The sequence below is a fragment of the Micromonospora sp. NPDC049139 genome, from assembly GCF_055586845.1.
On record NZ_JBVJHK010000005.1, the window covers coordinates 167,053 to 189,511 of the forward strand.

The 22,459-nt window shown below is 71.7% G+C and carries 25 protein-coding genes, 1 tRNA gene and 2 pseudogenes; 14 read left to right on the top strand and 14 right to left on the bottom strand.

The features are described from left to right. The first annotated feature begins 37 nt into the window (after positions 1–37). The 4 genes and pseudogenes from ACZ6Q9_RS11985 to ACZ6Q9_RS12000 form a co-directional block, all read left to right on the top strand. Positions 38–493 carry a VOC family protein gene (locus tag ACZ6Q9_RS11985; RefSeq protein ID WP_393260580.1) on the top strand — a complete coding sequence of 152 codons (456 nt, stop codon included), beginning with the start codon at positions 38–40 and terminating at the stop codon, positions 491–493. A gap of 164 nt (positions 494–657) precedes the next feature. Continuing rightward, positions 658–1,602 carry an RNA polymerase sigma factor SigJ gene (sigJ, locus tag ACZ6Q9_RS11990; RefSeq protein ID WP_396828643.1) on the top strand — a complete coding sequence of 315 codons (945 nt, stop codon included), beginning with the start codon at positions 658–660 and terminating at the stop codon, positions 1,600–1,602. A 93-nt stretch (positions 1,603–1,695) separates the two neighbouring features. Then, positions 1,696–2,889, top strand: a complete 1,194-nt coding sequence (locus ACZ6Q9_RS11995; protein WP_396828641.1) for an NAD(P)/FAD-dependent oxidoreductase — start codon at positions 1,696–1,698, stop codon at positions 2,887–2,889. A 406-nt stretch (positions 2,890–3,295) separates the two neighbouring features. Continuing rightward, a pseudogene (locus ACZ6Q9_RS12000) lies at positions 3,296–3,370 on the top strand (GntR family transcriptional regulator); the annotation flags it as partial. Between the two features lie 263 nt (positions 3,371–3,633). On the opposite strand, the gene ACZ6Q9_RS12005 reads toward ACZ6Q9_RS12000, so the two are convergent. Further along, positions 3,634–4,044, bottom strand: coding sequence for a hypothetical protein (locus ACZ6Q9_RS12005; RefSeq protein ID WP_393460662.1), 411 nt, complete (start codon positions 4,042–4,044; stop codon positions 3,634–3,636). A gap of 387 nt (positions 4,045–4,431) precedes the next feature. Between ACZ6Q9_RS12005 and ACZ6Q9_RS12010 the strand changes: the two genes are divergently transcribed. Then, positions 4,432–4,785, top strand: a complete 354-nt coding sequence (locus ACZ6Q9_RS12010) for a hypothetical protein (protein ID WP_393460659.1) — start codon at positions 4,432–4,434, stop codon at positions 4,783–4,785. Between the two features lie 894 nt (positions 4,786–5,679). Here ACZ6Q9_RS12010 and ACZ6Q9_RS12015 read toward each other — a convergent pair. Continuing rightward, a complete protein-coding gene (locus tag ACZ6Q9_RS12015; protein ID WP_396828638.1) occupies positions 5,680–6,033 on the bottom strand; it encodes a hypothetical protein in 354 nt (117 codons plus the stop codon). Between the two features lie 482 nt (positions 6,034–6,515). On the opposite strand from ACZ6Q9_RS12015, the gene ACZ6Q9_RS12020 reads away from it, so the two are divergent. After that, positions 6,516–6,959 (top strand): hypothetical protein, encoded by a 444-nt coding sequence (locus ACZ6Q9_RS12020; RefSeq protein WP_393461032.1) that lies wholly within the window; start codon positions 6,516–6,518, stop codon positions 6,957–6,959. A gap of 90 nt (positions 6,960–7,049) precedes the next feature. Continuing rightward, positions 7,050–7,358, top strand: a pseudogene (locus ACZ6Q9_RS12025) (transposase); the annotation flags it as partial. 337 nt (positions 7,359–7,695) lie between these two features. Here the strand turns inward: ACZ6Q9_RS12025 and ACZ6Q9_RS12030 are convergent. The 4 genes from ACZ6Q9_RS12030 to ACZ6Q9_RS12045 all read right to left on the bottom strand — a co-directional run bounded on the left by ACZ6Q9_RS12030 (position 7,696) and on the right by ACZ6Q9_RS12045 (position 11,179). Then, positions 7,696–9,060: a pentapeptide repeat-containing protein gene (locus ACZ6Q9_RS12030; protein WP_396828636.1), complete on the bottom strand. Its 1,365-nt coding sequence runs from the start codon at positions 9,058–9,060 to the stop codon at positions 7,696–7,698. Positions 9,061–9,971: 911 nt separating this feature from the next. Beyond that, positions 9,972–10,043 (bottom strand) — tRNA-Lys (locus ACZ6Q9_RS12035). Between the two features lie 151 nt (positions 10,044–10,194). Next, positions 10,195–10,386 carry a DUF397 domain-containing protein gene (locus ACZ6Q9_RS12040; protein ID WP_363702472.1) on the bottom strand — a complete coding sequence of 64 codons (192 nt, stop codon included), beginning with the start codon at positions 10,384–10,386 and terminating at the stop codon, positions 10,195–10,197. Then, the gene (locus ACZ6Q9_RS12045; RefSeq protein ID WP_393257322.1) at positions 10,373–11,179 is read right to left on the bottom strand and encodes a helix-turn-helix domain-containing protein; all 807 of its coding nucleotides are present in this window, start codon (positions 11,177–11,179) and stop codon (positions 10,373–10,375) included. The genes ACZ6Q9_RS12040 and ACZ6Q9_RS12045 overlap by 14 nt, the downstream gene beginning before the upstream one ends. A gap of 257 nt (positions 11,180–11,436) precedes the next feature. Between ACZ6Q9_RS12045 and ACZ6Q9_RS12050 the strand changes: the two genes are divergently transcribed. The 5 genes from ACZ6Q9_RS12050 (at position 11,437) to ACZ6Q9_RS12070 (ending at position 14,207) form a co-directional block, all read left to right on the top strand. Continuing rightward, on the top strand, positions 11,437–11,697 hold the full coding sequence (locus tag ACZ6Q9_RS12050; RefSeq protein WP_393257324.1) for a hypothetical protein: 261 nt from the start codon (positions 11,437–11,439) through the stop codon (positions 11,695–11,697). Next, a complete protein-coding gene (locus ACZ6Q9_RS12055) occupies positions 11,694–11,942 on the top strand; it encodes a flavin reductase (protein WP_393453630.1) in 249 nt (82 codons plus the stop codon). Before ACZ6Q9_RS12050 ends, ACZ6Q9_RS12055 begins: the two co-directional genes overlap by 4 nt. 162 nt (positions 11,943–12,104) lie before the next feature. Further along, positions 12,105–12,596, top strand: coding sequence for an anthrone oxygenase family protein (locus tag ACZ6Q9_RS12060; protein ID WP_393453627.1), 492 nt, complete (start codon positions 12,105–12,107; stop codon positions 12,594–12,596). Positions 12,597–12,712: 116 nt separating this feature from the next. Then, positions 12,713–13,015, top strand: a complete 303-nt coding sequence (locus tag ACZ6Q9_RS12065) for a hypothetical protein (RefSeq protein WP_393453624.1) — start codon at positions 12,713–12,715, stop codon at positions 13,013–13,015. 118 nt (positions 13,016–13,133) lie between these two features. Beyond that, positions 13,134–14,207, top strand: coding sequence for an NAD-dependent epimerase/dehydratase family protein (locus tag ACZ6Q9_RS12070; protein ID WP_393453621.1), 1,074 nt, complete (start codon positions 13,134–13,136; stop codon positions 14,205–14,207). A gap of 57 nt (positions 14,208–14,264) precedes the next feature. Here ACZ6Q9_RS12070 and ACZ6Q9_RS12075 read toward each other — a convergent pair whose 3' ends face one another. The 3 genes from ACZ6Q9_RS12075 to ACZ6Q9_RS12085 form a co-directional block, all read right to left on the bottom strand. After that, positions 14,265–15,014, bottom strand: a complete 750-nt coding sequence (locus ACZ6Q9_RS12075) for a ZIP family metal transporter (RefSeq protein ID WP_357699100.1) — start codon at positions 15,012–15,014, stop codon at positions 14,265–14,267. Positions 15,015–15,054: 40 nt separating this feature from the next. Continuing rightward, entirely contained in the window at positions 15,055–16,254 is a 1,200-nt protein-coding gene (locus ACZ6Q9_RS12080; RefSeq protein ID WP_393453617.1) for a GNAT family N-acetyltransferase, read from the bottom strand. Positions 16,255–16,396: 142 nt separating this feature from the next. Continuing rightward, on the bottom strand, positions 16,397–17,116 hold the full coding sequence (locus ACZ6Q9_RS12085; RefSeq protein ID WP_393453614.1) for a PP2C family protein-serine/threonine phosphatase: 720 nt from the start codon (positions 17,114–17,116) through the stop codon (positions 16,397–16,399). A gap of 63 nt (positions 17,117–17,179) precedes the next feature. Here ACZ6Q9_RS12085 and ACZ6Q9_RS12090 point away from each other — a divergent pair, with 63 nt between their 5' ends. Then, complete coding sequence (locus tag ACZ6Q9_RS12090; protein WP_396828632.1) at positions 17,180–18,271, top strand: helix-turn-helix domain-containing protein; 1,092 nt, start codon at positions 17,180–17,182, stop codon at positions 18,269–18,271. 120 nt (positions 18,272–18,391) lie between these two features. Here ACZ6Q9_RS12090 and ACZ6Q9_RS12095 read toward each other — a convergent pair whose 3' ends face one another. After that, on the bottom strand, positions 18,392–18,859 hold the full coding sequence (locus tag ACZ6Q9_RS12095) for a helix-turn-helix domain-containing protein (RefSeq protein ID WP_393257341.1): 468 nt from the start codon (positions 18,857–18,859) through the stop codon (positions 18,392–18,394). 146 nt (positions 18,860–19,005) lie between these two features. Between ACZ6Q9_RS12095 and ACZ6Q9_RS12100 the strand changes: the two genes are divergently transcribed. Continuing rightward, positions 19,006–20,322, top strand: coding sequence for a benzoate/H(+) symporter BenE family transporter (locus ACZ6Q9_RS12100; protein WP_396828630.1), 1,317 nt, complete (start codon positions 19,006–19,008; stop codon positions 20,320–20,322). A 146-nt stretch (positions 20,323–20,468) separates the two neighbouring features. Here the strand turns inward: ACZ6Q9_RS12100 and ACZ6Q9_RS12105 are convergent, their stop codons facing one another. The 4 genes from ACZ6Q9_RS12105 to ACZ6Q9_RS12120 all read right to left on the bottom strand — a co-directional run bounded on the left by ACZ6Q9_RS12105 (position 20,469) and on the right by ACZ6Q9_RS12120 (position 22,442). After that, positions 20,469–20,840: a hypothetical protein gene (locus ACZ6Q9_RS12105; RefSeq protein ID WP_393257345.1), complete on the bottom strand. Its 372-nt coding sequence runs from the start codon at positions 20,838–20,840 to the stop codon at positions 20,469–20,471. 74 nt (positions 20,841–20,914) lie between these two features. After that, on the bottom strand, positions 20,915–21,163 hold the full coding sequence (locus tag ACZ6Q9_RS12110) for a hypothetical protein (protein WP_393257347.1): 249 nt from the start codon (positions 21,161–21,163) through the stop codon (positions 20,915–20,917). Between the two features lie 82 nt (positions 21,164–21,245). Further along, the gene (gene mscL, locus ACZ6Q9_RS12115; RefSeq protein ID WP_396828627.1) at positions 21,246–21,719 is read right to left on the bottom strand and encodes a large conductance mechanosensitive channel protein MscL; all 474 of its coding nucleotides are present in this window, start codon (positions 21,717–21,719) and stop codon (positions 21,246–21,248) included. Between the two features lie 39 nt (positions 21,720–21,758). Further along, positions 21,759–22,442, bottom strand: a complete 684-nt coding sequence (locus ACZ6Q9_RS12120) for a FadR/GntR family transcriptional regulator (protein WP_350701991.1) — start codon at positions 22,440–22,442, stop codon at positions 21,759–21,761. Positions 22,443–22,459: the final 17 nt, after the last annotated feature.

Here is a 22,459-nt window from a genome sequence, read left to right on the forward strand (position 1 = left end):
CAGCGCGCCATCGAGGATTGCGTACGCCAGCCGACCGATGCGTTCCATCGCCTCGGCGAGGGTGGGCGCCTGGGCGTGCCAGCCGTACAAGACGGGGCAGGCCTGGTCGGCGAGGCTGCCGCGAGGCATCATGACCATCATGGCCATAAAGCGCGTAATGCCCGACCTCGCAACCAAAGACATCGCGACGGCCACCGCCTTCTACGTCGAGGTACTTGGCTTCGAGGTCGTGATGGACATGGGCTGGATCGTTACCCTGAGCGATCGTGCCAACCCGAAAGCCCAGCTGAGTCTCATGACCCACGACGCCACCGCACCGGTCGTCCCCGACGTGTCCGTGGAGGTCGATGATGTCGATGCCGCATATCAGGCCGCCCGAAACGCCGGCGCTGAGATCGTGCACCCACTCACCGACGAACCATGGGGAGTCCGACGCTTCTTCATGCGCGACCCCAACGGCAGGGTCATCAACGTCCTCACCCACCGGAGCTGACGACCCGTGAGCGACGCCTGTTCACCGACCTCCGGAGTCGGTCGAGGTCGTGTGACCGGCGTGCCGTTGACGTGCCGTGTGGCGAGGACGGCAGGGGCCGGTAGGGCCACGACCCGGTGGCTTGCCGGCGGTGCGGAGTCGAGGTAGCTGGTTAGGCTCGGACCATGCCCCTTACCGCGGACGACGTCGACCGGTTCGTGGCTTTCAGGCCGCGCCTGGAGGCCATCGCCTACCGCCTCCTCGGATCTGCGGGGGAGGCCGAGGACGCCGTGCAGGAGACGTTCCTGCGCTGGCAGGCCGCCGACGTCGACCGCATCGAGGTGCCCGAGGCGTGGCTGACGAAGGTCCTCACCAACCTGTGCCTCAACCAGCTCACCTCCGCACGGGCGCGCCGCGAGACCTATGTGGGCCAGTGGCTCCCCGAGCCCCTGCTCGCCGGGGACCCCATGCTCGGCCCGGCCGACACCGCCGAGCAGCGCGAATCGGTCTCGTACGCGGTCCTCACCCTTCTGGAGCGCCTCTTGCCGAAGGAGCGGGCGGTGTACGTGCTGCGGGAAGCCTTCGACTACCCGCACCGAGAGATCGCGGAGATCCTCGACATCACCGAGGCCACCAGCCAGCAGATCTTCCACCGCGCCAAGAAGCACGTCGCGGACGGCAAGGCCCGCACCGAGATCGACGAGGCCGCCGCCCGGCGGATCGTCGAGCAGTTCCTGGCGGCCGCCACCAGCGGCCAGACCGAGCCGCTCGTGCGCCTGCTCACCGCGGACGCCATCGCGATCGGCGACGGCGGCGGGAAGGTCCCGGCCCGCGCCAGGGCGTTCGAGGGCGCCGTCGCGGTCGCGAAGTTCCTGCGGGGCCTGTTCAGACCCGGCGAGGTCAAGCGTGCCCTGGTCGGCGGCGCACCCGAGGTCTACGCCTGGACCGCCAACGGTGACCCCGCCGTCGTGGCGGTCGTGGCCGGCCGGGTCATCGGCGTCATCTGCCTGGAGGTCACGGCCGAGGGCATCGCCGCGTTCCGCACCCAGGTCAACCCCGACAAGCTCGAACGCGCGACCGCGCACTGGGCGGCCGCCAACCACGGGGAGCCCCTGTTCCACGCCTTCTGACCGCCGTGTGAGGTGCTTCACATCGCGCTCCTGTCAGGAAACGCCGGGCCGTCCGGTTCAAGTGGCGAACCCGCGAAAGACAGGAGCAGGGAAATGCAGCATCGCATCACCGTTCTCGGAGCCGGGTACACCGGAGCCATCGCCGCCGGCCGGCTCGCCAAGCGGCTTCGCCACGAGGACGTCGCCGTCACCCTTGTCAATGCCGAGCCCGACTTCGTCGAACGCGTCCGGATGCACCAGTTGGCGGTGGGCCAGGACCTCAAGCCCCGGCCATTCAGCGAGATGTTCGCGGGCACCGGCGTCGAACTGAGGCTCGCGAGGGTCACCGGCGTCGACGTCGACCGCAAGACCGTCGCCGTCACCGACGCGAACGGCTCCGAAGAACTCTCCTACGACACGCTCGTCTACGCCCTCGGAAGCGGCTGGAACGCCCAGGGTGTCCCCGGGGCTGCCGAGCACACCTACGAGATCGCCAGCCGGCCCGGAGCACTCCGACTGCGCGAGCGCCTGGCCCGCCTCGCCGCCGGGCAGACCGTGGTCGTCGTCGGCGGCGGCCTCACCGGCCTGGAGGCCGCGACCGAGATCGCCGAGGCCCGCCCCGACCTCGACGTCGCCCTCGCCGTCCGCGGCGGTCTCGGCGACTGGCTCTCGCCAAAGGGCCGCGCGCACCTGCGAAAGGTCTTCGGCAAGCTCGGGATCACCGTGTACGAGCACGCCGCCGTCACCGGTGTCGAAGCCGACCACGTCGCCACGGCCGACGGCAAGACCATCCCGGCCGCAGTCACCGTCTGGACCACCGGCTTCGTGGTGCATCCGATCGCGAAGGCGACCGCCCTGGAAGTCACCGGCACCGGCCAGATCGTGGTCGACGGAACCATGCGCTCGGTCTCGCACCCCGACGTGTACGCCGTCGGCGACGCGGCCTACGCGATGGGCTCGGGCGACAAGCCGTTGCGGATGTCGTGCGCCTCGGGCGTCCCCATGGCGTGGCAGGCCGCCGACGCGATCGCGGCACGCCTGGTCGGCGGGAAGCTCCCGGACACGCCGCTGCGCTACTTCAACCAGTGCATCTCGCTGGGCCGGAAGGACGGCTTGATCCAGTACGTCACCGCCGACGACCGCGCCGTGCAGGCGGTCCTGACCGGACGACTCGCCGCCCTCTACAAGGAACTGGTCTGCAAGGGCGCCGCCTGGGGGGTCGCCAACCCGGTGCTCGGGCTGCCGACCCGGCGCCGCGTCCCGCGGGAGCGGGCCGCGGCGGGCCCGGCCGTCGAGGCGCTGGGGTAGGGCCCGACGCAGTGCGGGCGGGCTTCCGGAGTGCGCTTGGCTGTTGTGGCGGCGCCGCCGTACGGATCTCCGCCGGGCGGGCCGGCACCAGCGCGACACGGCATCCATTCGCACAGGTCAACGAAGACGAGATCGCCGAGGGCCGGCTTCGTTGATGTCAGCTTGACGCCCGACCGCGCCGCCCGAACATTGACCGACACCGCCTCCGCCGACCTCGACGTGCATCCCCGGGTGGCAGTGCAGATCCTCCGGCACGCGCAGTTCGCCATCACCATGGCGATCTACACGTGGCCCCGTGGGTGGCCACCCGTGACGCGCTCAAGCGGCTCGGCAAGGCGCCCGACCGATGAACGGCCTACTGCTGTAGCGGCCCTGATCGCGGCGTGGGAAAGCCCGGTCAGGGCCGCTGCTCAAGGCCGAAGGGCTGATCGGCGGCCGGCAGGGCAAGGGCGTCTACGTCGCCAACCCGCTTCCCCGGTAAACCAGGGCCACCCCCAGAGGCGCGACGCCTCGCTCACAAGCTCTGTGCACGGCGTGTGGCAGCGCCCGGCTGTGTCGCTTACCTCGGGCTGTCGTCCGTCTATAGGCCCGCCGGCTCTCCCGATACGGGCCCGTTGCTGTCTGCCACCATTGCTGTCGGAGCCACCCCTGGGCGCGTGCATCGGGCACGGAGCGGGCAGGAGCAAAGTCCTTCCGAGGATCACTTCCCGTCTCGAGTTGCGGCACGGGTCAGTCGCCTACCGCTCAGGTCCCGGGTGGTCCCGGGTACCCCAGATGGCTGCCGGCCCAGCCGATGCTCCCGGGCGGTGGCTTCCACTCGTTGGCGCGCCCCTTCGAGATCGACAGGTTGGGCCAACGCTTGCGCGCCGCTTGCCGGCTGGCGCCTACCGCTGCCCCAAGCTCGGGATAGCCGGCCCCACACATCGCCGCTTCCTCTGCGCTGGCGGATACGAGGTCGGCGAGAAGCCGGCGCATCTGCTCCCCTGCCGCCATGCGCGCCAGGTGGGCCCGCATCCCGTCCAGGTGGCTCCGCTCGTCGTCTGCTCCGCGCTGGGCATCCATGTCAGACGTGTTCAGCCGCTGCGCCCAATTGGTGGCGACAGCGCTCAGTTCCCGCCGTAGCTCCTGCCGCTCGTTCGACGTCAGTTCCCGCATCATGGGCTCCTTCGTCAATGGCCTCTTACCCAGAATCAGCGCGACAACCAGGGTTGTCAACCCTTGAGTGGGCGGTCTCTTGACCTGCCTGCCCGTTCGGCTGACCGTGGGCTGGACGCCTCGCTTACAAGCTCTGTGCGTCGCGTCCGCACCCGTCCGGCAACGGCTACACGCTCGGAGCTTCGGCCGTGCTGGCACCTGTCAACGTGCCGCCGTCCCGCGGCGTTGCTGTCAGCGTTGCTGTCGACAGCCGTTCCACCGGCGACCCAGGCCGGCCGCCGCTGTGGGAGTCGTCGTGGTCCGGTCCCCACGCACGCAGGTCGTCGCACAGGTGAGCCGAACGCGGGTGTGCAACGATCATCGGCATGTCGACTCCACGAAAGGGCAATGCCGCGTAGGCGCCCCGCACAACTGCGTGCCGACTCCATCTACCGGCGACCGCTTGACGGGTCAACCTCTGTCATCCCCGGGCTTTCGGCCCAGGGCTTCAAAGCCATCGCCTACCTCGAACGCACCCGCCTCTGGAACCACGCCGTGTCTGATGCAGTGCGGACCTGGTCATGGTTCGTGCGCCACCCCTGGCATCGCTTGTGGGACCCGACCGCCGGCTGTGGGGTGATGGAGTGCTGTCCGGATCCGCCCGAGCTGCGCTGGATCCTGGACGTCGCCATTGCGGTCCTGCCGCCGAAGGATGCCCGGACCCTCCGCAAGCAGATCGCAGCCCTCGATGAGCAGTGGTGACACGCCGCAAGGGCATCTCGTCGGCTCGGGCGCCTCCGACCCCGTCGTTCATGACCCCCGCCGGGAGGATGCGGACGCAATCTATCGACGGGTGCCGGAGCATGCCGCGCTGCGCGGATACGCAGTTGCCCGGCTCGTCCGCTGGCAAGCGGGAACGAGGATGATCGAGGGTTCTACTGCCTTCTTGCTGCCCGACGTCTCGCTTACAGAGCTGCGTCGCGCAGCCGTCCTCGTCTGGAGCGGTCGTCAGGTCAAAGAACAGCGCACCGCTGGCCCCTCCTCAGCCCGTCCCTGTTCAGCGCGGCTGACTGTCAGCGTTGCTGCCGGCAGAGGCCACCACAATGCGCCCTGCCGATCCGGGAGGCCGCCGTGGAACCCCATACATTCTGCCTCCTCCGTGGCCACCGACCGGTCCGCCGCAGTCAGTTCCTGCCAGCGAAGCCGCGCCCACAACGAACATTCGTAATGCCTTCTACCGCCTACTGAGCAGAGAGCCCGTGCTCTTCATCCTGAGCATTCACGAAGGGGCCCGACGGCTCGGCACCAATGATCAGTCTGTGCGGGTCGTCCTCGGATACCTCAATTGTTATGAAGTCGCCCACGTGATCGTTGACCCTGAGATAAGCGCCTAGGTACTCATTCCAATGAAGCCAGGTGGGCACATTATTCTGACCCGCGATGCGATAGTCCGCGTAGTCTATTTTAATGTCCTGCATGCCGTGCAAGCAGCACCAACGGTTGGAAGTTTTGGCGGGTTGCATCGAACGATGCGGACTCCCCGGCATGCGCAGTTCGCCATCACCATGGAGATCTACACGTTGGTGTCGGCGGTCATCCGCGACGCGCTCAAGCGGCTCGGCCAGGCGTTGGGCCAATAACAGGCGATCACATTGCTCAGTCGGGCTCGCGCGACCAGGATCGGGGCCAGGCTTCCATGCGCGTAACTATTCGTTGGAGGCTTGCCTCAAAAGCAGCGTCGTCAAGATCGTTCTCTCGGCGACGGGACCACAACTCATTCAGGTCGTCTTCAATGGCACCTAGCTCGATGAGCCGATCGGCAGATGCAAGCGCCCTTCGGCGTAACTCGGCCGGGCTTCCGGAACTGGTGGTCATCTTGTCTGCGAGTACGGCGAGTGTGCAGCGCGCCTCAGCGGCGATGCCGCGCCCGGCGGCCTCCACGGCGCGCAGGGTCCCCTCAGGGCCTTGGACGATCTCGGCGAACAAGGCGAGTAGCCGCGAGTTACGCACGAGTGGTCCGTCCGTCATCGTCCGGCCTTTCGCTGTTCCATCACCGCTGCCGCTTCGGCCGAGTCCAGGACTCAGGAAGTGACCCGCTTGGTGACCGGTCTACTGCTGTACTTCGCTGCTGTACCGGCCCGATCGTAGCAACGGCGAAACCCGGTCAGGGTCGCTGACCTGCGGAGGAGTGGGCCGCCAGGGACTCGAACCCTGAATGCCGGACGTTGCCGATAGATCATCCTGAATAGGGCAAATCCGGCCCCTGGCCAGGGCGGCGACCCTCATTGCCTCTCGACGTTTTACAGGCCTTTCCGAGCTCAGTTGTGCCGGATCTGTGCCCGATGCTCATGCTTGAAATCGAACTTGATCAAGACGGATCAAGATCTCTAGAGTGCCCGACGTGAAGCGGGAAGTCTCCTCGAGACGTAGAATCGCGGTGAGGGCGAAGCGCCAGGCCGAGATTCCGGCACCGGTGTGAGGGAGGGGGCAGGATGTTCGGTTGGAAAGAGAAGCTCAACGACCTGATGGCGCAGCTCAGGCCCGACCTGAGTCGGGAATCGCTCGGCGTCGGGCCCGACTTCCCGGGCGTCGCCCCGAACCCGCTCCTGAGCAGTGATGCACGGAAGCGCAATGCGGAACTGCGTATGGGGGCGCTTGCGCTCGGCGTTCTCGTCGACTGGCGGGAGGTCAGCAGCGACGGCAGTCCACGGGTGGTCCTGATGTTCGACGTGGAGACCGCCGACGGCATCTCGTTCCGCGGTATCGCAGACGAAGACCTCACGATCACCGAGCTCTCCCGACTCGCCCCAGGACAGACGTTGCCCGTGCGCTACCGGCCGGCCGTCATGGACCACTACGTCGCCCTTGCCCGGGACGCGGACCCCGCCCATGTGCAGCTGCTCTCTGACGAGATCGCGAGCCGCAAGCGGACCTGACCCGAAGCCATTGGCCGGATCCCTAGTAGTGCTTTGTTAGGTCGGCGTGTCGTTGGGGCGTCGGAGGGGTCCGGGTAGTTCGATGTTGCGGTGACTCCTGACGAGCTTTCGGTTGTGCGGCAGCGGCTTGAGGCGTTCGCGGCGGACGTGTTCACCCCGTTGGCTCGGTCGGATCAGCGGGCGAAGGGTGAGACGTATCTGCGGGGGCTGTTGCTGGATGGGCGGCGGAAGTCGATGCAGCCGATGGCGCAGCGGCTGGGGGTGGATCATCAGGGGTTGCAGCAGTTCGTGACGACCTCGACGTGGGACACCACGGGGGTGCGGATGCGGCTGGCCCGCCGGGCTCTCGACGTGGTCAAGCCGGTGGCGTGGGTGGTCGATGACACGGGCTTTCCGAAGGGCCGCCGATAGATCATCCCGATTCGGACACATCTGGCCGTTGAGCAGGACGTCAATCCTCATCGCTTCTCGACGTCTTACAGGGTTTTCCGGCCTCAGTTGTGCCGGATCTGTGCCCGATGATCATGGCCTCGACGGCGGCCGCCGCCGCACCGCTGCCATCCCGTCACCGTCGTCCCACACCACGGTGGAGCGGGCCCTGGTCTGCTCGGCTTTGCATGGGACGACGGTGACGGGATGGCATCCCCCTCAGCCGCCCCGTACCGTAACCGCCGCTCAGTCCCCGGCCATCCCCGAGCATGAGGCCCCCGCCGGAGGAGCTTCGTCGTCCGTTCGCTCACCGATGTCGAGGTCGCTCGCGATTCGTGGGGCCTTCATATCTGCTCCCACGGAGCGTCGCCCCCTCGAACCTGGCGTCGCCGCTGAACGTCGCCCTGTCGAACCTGGCGTCGCCGCTGAACGTCGCCCTGTCGAACCCGGCGTCGCCGCTGAACGTCGCCCTGTCGAACCCGGCACCGCAGCTGAACGTCGTATCGCCGAACCAGACGTCGCTGCTGAACGTCGCCTGGCCGAACCAGGCGTGGCCGTTGAACGTTGCTCGGTCGAACCATGCGCGGCCGCTGAACGTCGCCTGGCCGAACCAGAAGTCGTCGCTGAACGTCGCCTTGTTGAACCAGGCATCGCCGCTGAACGTCGCCTGGCCGAACCAGATGCCGCCGCTGAACGTTGCTCTGCTGAAGTCTGCATTGTAGAGGTGGCATTTGGTGAAGTCGGCGTCTATGAGGGTTGCCTCCGTAAGGTCCAGAACGATCTTTGGGCCCCAGTAGGCGGGATTGACGTCTTCGTTTTCGATTTCGGGTCGTAGGTGTCGGGCGAGAATGCGTTGGGCTGCAAGGCGGACCTGACGTTCTTCGCGGGGTTCGGTGGCTGGCTTGTCGGGGTCCTTGGTGCCGGTGGCTTGCACCGGTGGCTTGTGTGGGGTCGATGTTTCCCCTGCAGCCGGTGCGTTATTGGTGCCGGGTGAAGGCTGGTCGTCGGGTGGGGTGTACGGCATGCGTAGGTAGGCGCATATGACCTCGACGATGCTCTGCCGGTGGACCGGGTTGTCTTGAGCGAGGCGTTCGAGGGCGTACAGGCCGGCGAGGCGCACCGGGGCCTTGTCGGCGCCGAGTTGGTCGGCCGCCTTGACATACAGCTCGGTGACTCTCTTCTCGCCGGCGTCGTACTCGGTGGCCTGCTGGGTGCGCTCTGCCAGCTGCTGCCGGCGAACTGCCAGCAGTAGAGCAAATGCACCGGTGACGGCGGCTCCGATGGTCAGACCGGTCCGGATACTGTCCACCCGCAACCGAGCCCGCTGCACCTGGTCACCGACTGCGGGCAGGGTGTTCTGCAACCAGAGCACCGCCGCCCCAGTGACTACTGCCACGACAACCGCTCCGACCAAGATCACCCACGCCCGCAACGGCCGCACCTGCCGGTCCGGTGGTGTCGGTGCCGCCGACGCCTGGTGACCTTCCTGGTTGGTCCGCCACCACAGCCGTGCGCCTAAGAGCAACAGCGCCAGGCTCACTGTTGCCGGCAGTAGCACCGACCACCCAGAGGCCAGGACACGCCACCACGATGCGGGAACGTGGAGCAGCATCACACCGAGCAACCCCGCCACACCGACAGCGATCAGAAGAACACTCAGACGTCTCGTCACACTGTGGAATCATGCCCGTACAAGGCAATCAACCTCGTGCCTGTAGCGGGGGCGCCGATCCGGCGAGTGTGCTACCCAGGGTTCCTGCCGTGACCAGCACTCTTGACCCCCCTGAGGCTTGTCCCGGGGCGGCGGGTGCTCCTGGTGCTCGTCAACGCTGGCGGCTCAGCTCCGGCTGCTTCTCCGGTTTCCTATTCTCCCGCACCTCCCTGACCAGGGCGGCCCTCATCGCTTCTCGACGTTTTACAGGGATTTCCAAGCTCAGTCGTGCCGGATCTGTGTCCGATGATTTTGGCTGAGCATCGAAGTCGATCAAGTCCGAGCAAGATTATTAGAGTGCCTGACGTGACGCGGGAAGCCCTTTCAAGGCGGTGGCCCTGGGTTCTCTTGTCCTTCATCGCCATGGCGTGCACAGGTGCGCTGGCCGTTCCTGCAGCGTGGGCGGTGAAAGTTTAGGTTGAGGCGGAACAGGGAGAGCGCGCCCCCGATGCGGCAGTGGCTGTCTATTTGCTGCGGCTGAGTAGCGGGAATGATGGCGGGCTGCGTCGAGTGCTTACCGACGATCGCCGTGACGAGCTGGTGCGTCAGTGGCGCGCTTACCGGGCGCAAATGTCAGGGTCCGCCATGCCGCCCAGCAAGCTGGAATCGGGTCCGTTGCAGGTCGACCACCTCCGCGACGGTGTCGCCCTGGTGGTCACCGAGGTCTACGCGGTTTGGTGGCACGACCAGCTATCGCAGTCGCAGCCGGCATCCGTGGCGCTTCGGGGTCCGAGAAGATCGGGGCGGTTGGCGGGTCTGGACGGTCAAGGCTCCGGCTTGGTGTGGCGACACCAAGATCGGAGTTGAGTTGTGCCCTGGTTGTGCCCGATGATCTTCGTCCGACGTTCTCACAGCTCAGGGGCGGTTTGTAGTGGGCCGCCAGGGACTCGAACCCTGAACCTATGGATTAAAAGTCCACAGCTCTGCCATTGAGCTAGCGGCCCGCGCGATCAGGTTACCGGACGTCGGACGGCGGCGGCTCTCGGCTTCCGCGCCGCCGTCGATACATGCAGCTCACCGAGGGTGCGCCGAGGTGCGGCCACGGAGGCACCCGCCCCGGTCGGGGACGGGCGCATCCGGGCGTACAGGAGGCGGTCAGGCTCGCCCGGCGGTCCGGGCGACGAAGGCGCGCCAGGCCGTGGGGGCGAAGGTCAGGGCCGGGCCGGTCGGGTCCTTCGAGTCGCGGACGGCGACCACGCCGGGCAGGTTGTCGGCCACCTCGACGCAGTTCCCGCCGCTCGCTCCGCTACGGGTTGCCTTGCGCCAGCGGGCGTTACTGAGGTCCATGTTGGCTCTCTACTTCCTTGAGCAGGTCGATGGACTGCCGGCGGGGCAGAGCCTCGTTACGCACACTTTCCCACCGAGCTTGAAGCGTAGCTACGTCATCGTCTTTGTCGATGACGACACCGGCAAGCTGGTTCTCCAGGTGCCCGACCCACACGCCCTCCCTGGAGCGTGCCAGGGCGAACGGTCCCGACAGGCCCACATGCAGCCCGCTCGACGCAGGGATGACGTGGACATGGATGTGTGGCAGCTCGGCGAGAGCGATCAGGTGGGCGATCTGCTGCGCCATGACGGCACCGATGCCGTCGCCGTAGCGGCGCAGCGCTGACTCGTCGAGTACCGCGACGAACTGGGGTGGTCGATCGCTCGTCAGGATTTTCTGTCGCTCCACCCGAGCCGACACGCGCTGCTCCACCTCGTCAGTGGTGAGGATGTCGACTGACCGAAGCACGGTGCGGGCGTAGTCCTCCGTTTGAAGCAGACCGGGGATCAGGTTCGGCTCGAAGTAGCGGAGTTGGGTCGCCGCGCGTTCGGCGTCGAGCCAGGGGAGGAACCAGGAGGGCGCGCCGACGCTGGCGACGAGCCGTTCGAAGAGCCCGCCGGTCTTGAGCGCCCGGTCGGCGCCCTTGATGAAGTCCATCGTCAGGGCGCGGGTGCCGCCCTCGACGGCGCTGACGTGCGACGCGCTGAACCCGGCACCCCGGCCGAACGTCTCCTGCGTCATGCCGGCACCACCTCGGGCGCGGCGGATCTCGGCCACGACGAAGGCGGCGAGCGGACTCGGCACGTCGGCCATTCAGGGCCTCCCAGTTTGAAGATCGACTACCCAGGGCGCCACCCGCCGGGCGCGGCTTCGGCCAGCCCCACCCGGACGCCCGCAGAGCCTTCCGAGCGTAGTCGCCTCCACAGCAGAGTGTCACCAGCGAGGGCCGCTCGTGGAGCACTGGCCGGGGGCGGTCCTCGCGGGGGGCCGCCCCCCGGAGTTGAGCATCCGTCGGCGGCCCCCGTCGAGCACCGGACAGGCCACGGACAGGCGACGGATGGGAGGCGGGCGTGACGGGCAACAGGCCGCGCCGGGAGGGCGCGATCGTGACGGGCGAGGTCATCCGCGTGCCGGAGGACTCCTACCGGTTCGGCACCGGGATCCTCACGCTGTACGTCACCGAGATCCTCAGCCGGGGGCCGTTCGAGGGCGCGGAGTGGGTCGAGCTGCGCGGTCGGGAGCTGACCCCGGACGGCACGCTCCGGCCACGCGAGCGGTACGCCTTCGTCCGGGTGGACCGGGCGACCGTCGTCACGGTGCCGGCGCGGTGACCCGCCGCCGCGACCACCTGCCGTCCCGGCCCACCTGGCGCTGCGCGGCCTGCGGGATCGCCTGGCCCTGCTCGGCGGCGAAGCTGCGGCTGCTCGGCGAGTACCGCACCGACCGGACCGCGCTGCTGATCTATCTCGGCACCCTTCAGGCCGAGGCGGCCGGGCAGCTCGCGGAGCTGGACGGCGAGCGGTCGTGCACCGACCTGGCCGAGCGTTTCACCGGCTGGGCCCGCCCGCGCGGGTAGGCCGCCCCCTGATCCCGCCCGGGCCGGTCTTCCCGTGGGCCGGTCCGGGCGGTCCCCTCGTCGTGCGGTGGACGCTCGCTTATCGGGTCGAGCGGTCCGGCCATGGCCGGGAGGATCACGCCCCGGTTGACTGGCGGGGACGACGACGGGGGAGGAACACCTGTGTTCGAGACGATCCGCACGGCCGCCCTGGCCGGGGCGACCCTGACCACCGGGCTGATGGCGGGGCTGTTCTTCGCGTTCACCTGCGCGGTCATGCCGGGTCTCGGCGCGACCGACGACCGGACGCTGATCGGCACCATGCAGTCGATCAACCGGAAGATCCTCAACGGCTGGTTCCTGGGCGCGTTCCTCGGCGCGCTGCTGCTGCTCGCCCTGGCCGCCGCCCTGCACCTGACCCGGGGCGGCCCGGCCCTGCTCTGGACCGTCGCCGCGCTGGCCTGCTACCTGGTCACCTTCGTCGTCACCGTACGCCTCAACGTGCCGCTGAACGACCGGCTGGAGGCCGCCGGCCCGGTGGACCGGATCGGCGACCTGGCCGAGGTGCGGGCCTGGTTCGAGGTGGCCTGGGTGCGCTGGAATCTGATCCGCACGCTCTCATCGGTGGCCGCGTTCGCCTGCCTGATCGGCGCCCTGCTGACCCGGCGCGGTTGACCGCCCGGCCCGGCACGCCGGCACCGCCCGTCACCCGCCACCCGCCACCGCCAGGAGGCCGGCAGGCCGGGAGGCCGGCAGGCATGGGCGGGCCGGCGCGGGGGAACCGTGCCCGCATGAGGATCAGCAGCACCCCGGCCGTCGCGGCCTCCGGCGAGGAGACCGGCCCCGACGGCGTACGGGAGCCGGCCGGCGAGGTGCACGCCTGGCTGCCGGGCCAGAACCAGACCGTCTGCGGGCTCCCGCTCAGCCGGACCCGGCTGCGCCGCTTCCCCCACGTGCGGTTCGAGTACCGGTCGACGGACGTGCTCACCGAGGCGGACCCGGTCGGCTGGATCTGCCCGCGCTGCCTGGCCGCCTCGGACGGCCGGCGCCGGGACGAGAAGAAGAGCTGGGTGCGCCACTCGCCCCGCCCCTGACGGTCGCCCCGCCCCTGACGGTCGCCCCGCCCCTGACGGCCGTCCCGCCCCTGACGCCGCCCCTGATGGCTGCCGGGCGCGGCGATTGGCGGGCGGCTGACCGGGTACGGGGTCGGGCATGCGGATCGTGGTGGTGGGCGCGACCGGCAACGCCGGCACCGCCCTGTTGCGCCGGCTGCGCCGGGAACGCGGAGTGGATCTCGTCGGGGTGGCGCGCCGGCTGCCGGGGCCGGACGCCGGTGAGCCGTACGACCAGGTGGAGTGGCACTCCTGCGACGTCGGGCTGCCGGGCGCGGCCGACCAGCTCGCGGAGGTCCTCGCCGGGGCCGACGCGGTGGTGCACCTGGCCTGGCAGATCCAGCCCAGCCACGACCAGCGGGTGCTGCGCCGGACCAACGTCGGCGGCAGTGCGGCGGTGGTCAACGCGGTGGTCCGCGCGAACGTGCCGGCCCTGGTGGTCGCCTCGTCGGTCGGCGCGTACGCGCCCGGCCCGAAGGACCACCCGGTCTCCGAGCGCTGGCCGGCGACCGGGGTGCCCGGCTCGTCGTACAGCCGGGACAAGGCCGAGGTGGAGGCGTTGCTGGACCGGGCCGAGCGGGAGCACCCGGGGCTGCGCGTCGTGCGGGTGCGGCCCGGCCTGAACTTCCAGCGGGCGGCGGCCACCGAGATCACCCGCTACTTCCTCGGCCCGTTCGCGCCGGTCCGGCTGCTCCGCTTCGGCCGCATCCCGCTGGTGCCGACGCACCGGCGGCTGCGGATGCAGGCGGTGCACACCGACGACGTCGCCGACGCGTACGCCCGGGCGGTCCTGGGCGACGCGCGCGGTCCGTTCAACGTCGCGGCGGACCCGGTGCTGACCCCGGAGCTGGTGGCCCGACACTTCCACGGCTGGACGGTGCCCGTGGCCGCCCCGGTGCTGCGCGCCGCCGCCGCGCTCACCTGGCGGGCGCGGCTGCAACCGATCGACGCCGGCTGGGTGGAGCTGGCACTGAACGCGCCGCTGATGTCGAGCGAGCGTGCCGAGGCGGAGCTGGGCTGGCAGCCTCGGCACGACGCGGTCAGCGCGCTGAAGGAACTCTTCGCCGGGATAGCCGACGGCGCGCGCACCGCCAGCCCGGCGATGTCCGCCGCAGGTGGCCGCCCCGCCGCGCTGCTGCGGGGCCGCCCCGCCGGCCACGGCAACCCCTACTGACGCACGCCGCCCCGACCGGCCCCGGGAAGCAGGGGCGGACGCCCCGCCGGGGACGGGTCACGGGCGGGAGAGGGCGAAGGCGGTCAGGAATCCGGCCACGGTGACGAGGCCGACCAGCAGGTGGGCGTCCTCGAACGCCTCCGGGACCATGGTGTCGGTGATCATCGCGAGGATGGCGCCGGCCGCCAGCGCGGTGATCGCCGCGAGCGCCGCCGGCGGGGCGTCGCCGAGCAGCGTGAAGCCCGCCACCGCCGCCACGCCGCTGACCAGGGCGATCGCCGACCAGAGCGCGAAGACGTACCGCCGGGAGCGGCCGGCCCGGCGCATGCCGGCCGCGCTGGACAGGCCCTCCGGCACGTTGCTGAGGAAGACCGCGACCACGGTGACCAGGCTGACCGGCCCGCCCGCCAGCAGGCTGGCCCCGATCACCACCGATTCGGGTACGCCGTCCAGCAGCGCGCCGACCGCGATCGCGGAACCCGAGCCGGGCCGCTCGCCCTCGGAGGGCTGCCGGTCGCCGGAGCGCTTGCGGTGCCGCGCGCCCCACCGGGCGAGCAGCACGTTCGCCAGGGTGTAGGCCAGCGCGCCACCGGCCGCGCCGAGTGTCGTGGGCAGCAGGCCGCCCTTCTCGTGCGCCTCCGCGATCAGCTCGAACGAGACGGCGGAGAGCAGCACCCCCGCCCCGAACGCCATGACCGACGCGATGACCCGCTGCGGCACCCGGGCGAACCAGCCCACGGCCGCCCCGAGCAACAGGGCGGACCCGGCCAGCAGCCCCCACCCACCCGCCTGCAACCACTCCGGCATTCCCGGGACCGTACCCCGTCGGTGCGCCCGCCAACCGGGGTCAGAAGTCGGCGAACAGGTACGGCAGGTGACGCGGGAAGAGGCGGCGCAGCTCCGCCGCCGCGTCCGCCGGCACCTCGCCCAGCCCCCGCAGGCCCACCTCCACCGGGTCGAGCACCCCGTACGCCAGGGCCGAGATCCCGGCGGCGGTCAGCGTGGCGGTGGGCGGCTCCCCGGCGGTGGCGGCGGCGCCGGTGACCAGTTCCAGCGCGCCGGTCGTGCCGTCCAGCAGGTACGACCCGGCCAGCCAGCGGTCACCGGTCAGCTCGACGCGCACCCGGCCCGGCCCCGTGGGCAGCCCGGCCAGCGCGTCCACCGACAGCAGCCGGGCCATCGGCGCCGACGAGCCCGGCCGGGCCACCCGCGCCTCGACGTGCACGGCCAGGTCGGTCAGCCACAGCTCCGGCGCCTCGTCGACGGGGAGCAGGACGCTCACCCGCTCCACCTGGTCGACGTGCTGGGCGAAGAACCGCAACAGCAGCGCGCGGGCCACCGGGTCGGTGACGAGCAGGTCGTCGGCGACCAGCGTGCCGCCGTGGTCGTCGATCCGGTAGGTCACCGCGCCCGTGACCGTCCCGCCGACCCGGGCGGTGAGCAGCCACCGCTCGTCGCGGTCGCGCAGCCCGACGGCCCGGTAGTCGGGGAAGATCGCGAAGCCGTGCCGCTCGCGCAGACAGCGCTCGGTGAACTCGCGCCAGGTCGGGTAGCCCGCGCCGATCCGCTCCCAGCCCACCTCGCCCGGCAGGTCGGCGCGGAGCAGTTCGCCGAGGTCGGCCGGCGAGAAGGTGGCCGTGCGGGCCTTCGGCAGCCCGACGTAGCCGAACCGGGCGTAGAACGACGACCGGAACGGCCAGAGCGCGGTCAGCGCGTGCCCCTCGTCGCGCATCTCGTCGAGCAACTGGTGCAGCAGGGCCCGGACGTGTCCCTGCCGGCGGGCCAGCGGGTGGGTGGCCACCCCGGCGACGCCGGCCATCGGCAGCACCGTGCCGCGCAGGTTCTGCCGCATGGGCACCGCCGAGGCGGCGGCCACCGTCGTGCCGTCGGCCTCCGCGACCAGCGTCCGGTTGCCCTCGTTGTACGGCAGGTAGTCGCGGTACTCCTCCGTCCGGCCGGCGCGGGCCGGCGACGTCTCGAACGCGTACGCCTGGAGCGGGAAGCTGGTGGTCAGGCGCTCTTCGGAGTGCACCCGGCGGATGGTCATCCGCCAATCCCATCCCGGCTTCCCGGTCGACGCAACCGTAATCCGGGGAACGGCCGGGACCGCGCCTCGCCGCGGGGCCGCCGATCGGCACCTGACACCACCCGGCCGGCCCGGATTCTCGCGTACGGGAAACCGGGCCGCGTCAGACGGCGGTGACGTCGGAGATTACGACGGTGACGTTGTCCGGCGCGCCGGCCTGGTGGGCGAGCTTGACGAGCTGCTCGCCGCACTGCTGGCGGTCGGCGTACGTGGTCAGCGCCGCGGCGATCGTGGCGTCCTCGACGTAGTCGGACAGGCCGTCGCTGCACAGCAGCAGCCGGTCGCCGGCGGCCACGGTCAGCATCCCGATCGCGGGCGGCGTGTCCGCGCCCTGCACCGCCCGGGTCACCAGCGACCGCTGCGGGTGGTGGCGTGCCTGCTCCGGCGAGAGCGCCCCCTGGTCCACCAGCGCCTGGACGAAGGTGTCGTCCCGGGTGAGCTGGGTGAGCCGGGCGTCGCGCAGCAGGTAGCAGCGGGAGTCGCCGACCTGGGCCAGCACCAGCGCGTCCCCGGCGAGCAGGGCGGCGGTGAGCGTCGTACCCATGCCGTCACGGGCCGGGTCGACGGTGATGGCGGCGTGGATGCGCTGGTTGGCGGTGCTCACCACGGCCCGCAGCGCGTCGGCGGCCTCGTCGGGGGTGGTCGGCGGGCTCAGCTCGTCGAGGATGCGGATGACGATCTCGCTCGCCACCTCGCCCGCGGGCAGGCCGCCCATGCCGTCCGCGACCGCGACGAGGCGGTCACCGGCGAGGGCGGAGTCCTCGTTGTTGGTGCGGACCAGGCCGATGTCGTTGAGGATGGCCGAGCGGAGGATCAGCGTCATGGGGTCAAGCTTGCCAAGAACACCCTGCCGCCGTCTCTACGCACTACTGCGTAGGGTGTGGGAATGATGCCGGTGTCCATGGTCGGGCGCGCCGGTGAGCTGGCCGAGCTCGACCGGGCGTGGTCCACCGTGGCCGATTCCCGGCGCTCCGCGCCGGCCGTCGCGGTGATCACCGGTGAGGCCGGGGTGGGCAAGTCACTGCTGGTCGCGGCCGCCCTGGACGCCTTCGCCCCGCGCCCGGCGGTGGTGCTCTCCGGCGCGGCCCGGGTGCACAGCCCCGCCCCGTACGACTGGCTGGCCGCCGTTCTCACGGGTCGGGACACGAGCGGGCTCGACCTGCCGCCGGACGCGCTGGCCTGGCTGGCCCAGCAGCCCACCGCGCCGCGCGAGCGCTACGCGCCGGGCACCCTGCTCCGGCTCGCGGTGCGGGTCGTCCGGCTGCTGGTCGGCACCGGCCCGGCCGTGCTGGTGGTGGAGGACCTGCACGCCCTCGACCCGGCCAGCCTGAACCTGGTCGGCGAGCTGGCCACCGCCGCCGACCTGCCGGCGCTGCTGGTCGTGGCCACCCGGCCCGCCGCCGACGCGGTCGCGCCGGACCTCGCGGTCCGCGCGCTGGCCCGGCTCTGCGGCGTCCGGGGCGCCGTCCGCCAACACCTCGGACCGCTGCTCCCGGCCGAGGTCGCCGAGGTGCTGACCCAGGTGTACGCCGACCCGCGCCCGTCTGGTCGCCTGGCGCGCGCGGTCTGGCGGCGCACCGGCGGCAACCCGTACGCGCTGACCGAACTGCTCGCCGCGCACGCCGGCCAGGGGCCCGAGGCGTTGCTCCGCCCGCCGCCGCCGGCACCACCGGCCCGGTCGACGGCGGCGGCCCGGCCCACGGCGGCCCGGTCGGCACCGGCGTGGTCGGCGGCGGTGGCGCCCCGGCCGGCCGACCCGGTCGACGCCGAGCTGACCGGGCGGGAGATCGAGGTGCTGGGCTGCCTGGTCGCCGGGATGTCCAACAAGCAGGCCGCGCGGGCGCTCGGCATCTCGGTGCGGACGGTCACCGTGCACGTGTCCAACCTGCTGCGCAAGACCGGGTCGGCGTCGCGTACGGAGGCGGCGATCTGGGCGGTGCGGCGGCGGTTGCCGGCGCGGACGCCGGTCGACGGCTGAGCCGCCCCGCGCGACCGGACCGCCGGGCCGGCCGGCCCCATCGTGCGTGGCCGGGCCGTTGAGCCGCCGCGCCCGACCCCGCCGCCGGCCGGCCGCCCCGGTGCCGTCGGTGCTGCGGGGTCAGCGGCGGGGATAGCGGAGCAGGAGGCTGGCGGCGACCTCCTCGTCGCCGACGGCGGCGTACACGTGCGGCACGTCCGACGTCCAGCGCAGGTGCTCGCCGGCGGCGGCCGTCAGCGGCGCGTCCACCGGGCCGGCGCGCAGCACGCCCGCGAAGACGGTGATGTGCTCGGTGACGCCCGGCTGGTGCGCGGGGGAGAGCTGCTCCGGGCCGGGCGCGACCAGCATCCGGTACAGCTCGTAGGTGGCGTCGGTGTCCTCGAAGACCTCCAGCAGGACGGCGGTGACCGCCGCGCCGCGGACGGTCGGTCCGGCGGCCGGTCCCGAGAGCACGGCCGTCAGCGGCACGCCGAGCTGTGCCGTGATCGCGTAGAGCGTCTCCAGGGTCGGGTTGCGGGTGCCGTTCTCCAGCCCGGAGAGCGTCGCCTTCCCCACCCCGGCCAGCCGGGCGAGGGTCGACAGGGACATCCCCCGTTCCTCGCGCAGCGTGCGTACCCGGCGGCCGACGGCGTCGGCTCCCGGATCGGGGTGCGGTGGGCGGGCTGGTGACGGGTGCGGCACCCCGCTATCGTGCTACAGGCTCTTGTTCCGTAAACGGAACGATCGGGGGTGGGATGGCGGGACGGACACAACCGTTGCTGGCGGGCGTGGTGACCGCGCTGGTGGGGTTCGCCAGCTCGTTCACCGTGGTGCTGGCCGGCCTGCGGGCCGTCGGCGCCACCGACGCGCAGGCCGCCTCCGGGCTGCTCGCGGTCTGCGTCGCGTCCGGGATCTCCGCCGTCTGGCTGGGCCTGCGGCACCGGATCCCGATGAGCATCGCCTGGTCCACCCCGGGCGCGGCGCTGCTGGTCGCCACCGGCCCGATGCCCGGCGGGTGGCCCGTCGCCGTCGGGGCGTTCCTCGTCTCGGGCGTGCTGATCGTGGCCGCCGGGCTGTTCCCGGCGCTCGGTCGGGCCGTCGCGGCGATCCCCCGGCCGATCGCGGGCGCCATGCTGGCCGGCGTCCTGCTGCCGCTGTGCACCGCCCCGGTCCGCGCGCTGGTCGAGGTGCCCCGGCTGGCCGCGCCCGTGGTGCTGGCCTGGCTGCTGCTGCACCGGTTCGCGCGCCGCTGGGCGGTGCCGGGCGCGCTGGTCGTGGCGGTGGCGGCGATCGCGCTGACCGCCCCGGTCGCCGGCCTCGGCGGCGCGCGGCTGCTGCCCGCCGTCGAGCTGACCGCGCCGGCCTGGAGCGTCTCCGCTCTGGTCGGCCTGGCGCTGCCGCTCTTCCTGGTCACCATGGCCGCGCAGAACGTGCCCGGGATGGCGGTGCTGGTCGGCTACGGCTACCGGCCGCCGTTCGGGGCCGCGCTGCGGGCGACCGGGCTGACCAGCCTGGCCGCCGCGCCCGCCGGCGGGCACGCGGTCAACCTCGCGGCCATCACCGCCGCGCTGGCCGCCGGCCCGGACGCCCACCCCGACCCGGACCGGCGCTGGATCGCCTCGGTCACCGCCGGCACGGGGCTGGCCCTGCTCGGCCTGGGCGCCGGGGCGGCCACCGCGTTGATCGCGCTCGCCCCGCCGGTGCTGATCGAGGCGGTCGCCGGGCTGGCGCTGCTCGGCGCGCTGGCCACCGCGCTCACCTCGGCGCTGGCCGAGCCGGCCGCCCGGGAGGCCGCGGTGGTCACGTTCGTGGTCACCGCCTCCGGGGTGACCCTGCTCGGCGTGGGCGGCGCGTTCTGGGGCCTGGTCGCCGGCGGGCTGATGCTCCTGCTCTTCCGCCGCCGCTCCGACGACCCGGCCGCGTCGCAGCCCGCCCCGCCCGGGCCGGCTACCGCGCCCGAGCCGGCTACCGCGCCCGAGCCGGTGGCCGCGTCGCTCCGGCCGGCTCCGGTCGGGTCGGACTTCCCCGCCGGCGCCGCGTCGCCGCGCGGCGCCCGGGCCGGCGGCGACTGACCCTCCGCGCCCGGGTCGGCGGCGGCTGACCCTCCGCGCCCGGGTCGACGGCGACTGACCCTCCGCGCCCTGTCGGGCCGGATCGTCCACGACATCAGCTCGACGGCGTGCGGGCGTACCGGCCCGGGGCTGACCGGGCGCCGGCGTCACTCCTCCGGGGGCAGGGCGCCGGCGGGGACGTCGAGGCGTACCCGGCCGTCGGCGACGGTGGCGATCTGCTCGGCGAGCACGTAGACCGCGCCGGTGCGTGCCAGGTCGGTGGAGACCTTCAGGTAGCCGCTGTGCAGCAGCCGGGCCGCCAGGTCGGCCGGCACGTCCGGCTCCTCGACCGCCGTCGACTCGATCAGCTCGTCCAGGCTGCTGCCCGGATCGGCGGTCGGCGCCTGCACGGTCACCGCGTTCGGGTCGCCCCGCTGCACGAGGTCGACCGTGCCGACCTCGGTGCCGTCGACGTCGACCACCCGCATGCCCGTGGTGACCCGGGAAACCATCGCCTGCCGCTCGGTGCCCTGATTCATTCTGGCGCGGTTCCCGGCCCCCGCTCCGGCTAAACCGCCCGCGCCGTGCCCCGTACCCGCCCGTCCGGCCTTCCTCACAGCTCGGGGGACCAGGCGCTCGGTGGCCGGGGGGAGAGTTCGCGCCAGCTGTCGGTGCCCTGGAGCAGCGCCCGGACCGTCTCCTCGGCCTCCTCGGCGCTGTCGTACTCGTAGAACTGGGAGACGCCCTCGGAGCCGCCGGCGCGCTGCTCGACGTGCCACCGGTCGGCGTCCACCCGAAGGAAGACGTCCCGCCGCGCCAGCCGGCCCCATTTCCCGTTCCACCAGTGCTTCCGCTGCTCCATGGCGGGGACTCTATCGAACATGCGTACGAAAAAGTGCGGCCCCCGCGGGATTCCCGCAGGGGCCGGTGTGCCTGTGCCGGATTCAGCGCGGAGTGGGCGGTTCCGGCCGGCGGCCGAGCACGTCGTCGAGCGCGCCGCGCTGCTGCCCGGGGGTGGTGTGGCCGGCGGTGACCAGGGCGTCCCGGATCTCGGTGAGCAGCTTGACCTCCTCGCTCGGCGCCTTCGGCGGCGGCTCCTCGCCCCGCTTGCGCCGCTCGGCCAGCTTGTTCATCGGGAAGACGACCAGGAAGTAGAGCGCCGCCGCGGTGAGCGCGAAGGTGATGATCGCGTTGATGAAGCTGATCCAGTCGAACTCGACACCCCGGACCTTCCACGCCGCGCCCTGAAGGCCGCCCTCACGGCCCGTGGCCACGAGTGTGATCAACGCGATCAGCGGCTTGAGGAACGAGTTGGTGAGCTGCGTGACCACCGCCGTGAACGCGGCGCCGATGACGACGCCGACCGCCAGGTCGACGACGTTCCCGCGCATGATGAAGTCTTTGAAGCCCTTGAGCATCCGTACTCCCGAGGTGTCCGGTCTTCCGTCCGGCACAACCTATGCCCCGGGTGGCGGCTCCAGAAAAGCACCGGCCTCGATCGCCGCCCGGCCCGGGTCGCCGGCGCGGATCGCCTCGACCAGCCGGGAGTGGTCGACGTAGCGCTCCGGCTCCAGCGCGCCGCCCATCGACTGGGTGATCGTGCTGCGCAGCGCGGCGCCGACCGAGGCGTACAGCTCGGCGAGCATGCCGTTGTGCGCGGCCGCCACCACGGCGGTGTGCAGCGCGGCGTCGGCCTCCACGAACTCGTCGACCCGGCCGCCGAGCCAGGCCGCCTCGCGAACGGCGAGCGCGTCGTCGAGCGCGGCCAGGTCCTCGGGCGTACGCCGCAGCGCGGCGAGCCGGGCCGCCTCCACCTCGAAGGCGCGCCGCACCTCGACGACCTCGGCCGCCCGGTCGACGGTGAGCCGGCGGGCCACCACCGGGGCCAGCTCGTCGGTCGACACCACGTACGTCCCGGAGCCCTGCCGGCACTCCAGCACCCCGGCGTGCACCAGCGCCCGCACGGCCTCGCGGACCGTGTTCCGCCCCACGCCGAGCGCCGCGACCAGCTGCGGCTCGGTGGGGATCCGACCGCCCACCGGCCACTCGCCGCCGAGGATCCGCTCCCTGAGCTGCGCGATGGTCTGCCGAACGCGGTGCCCACGGGGCGGCGCGGTGGCGGAATCAACCGACGGTGGCACTGGTTACAACTCCTGCC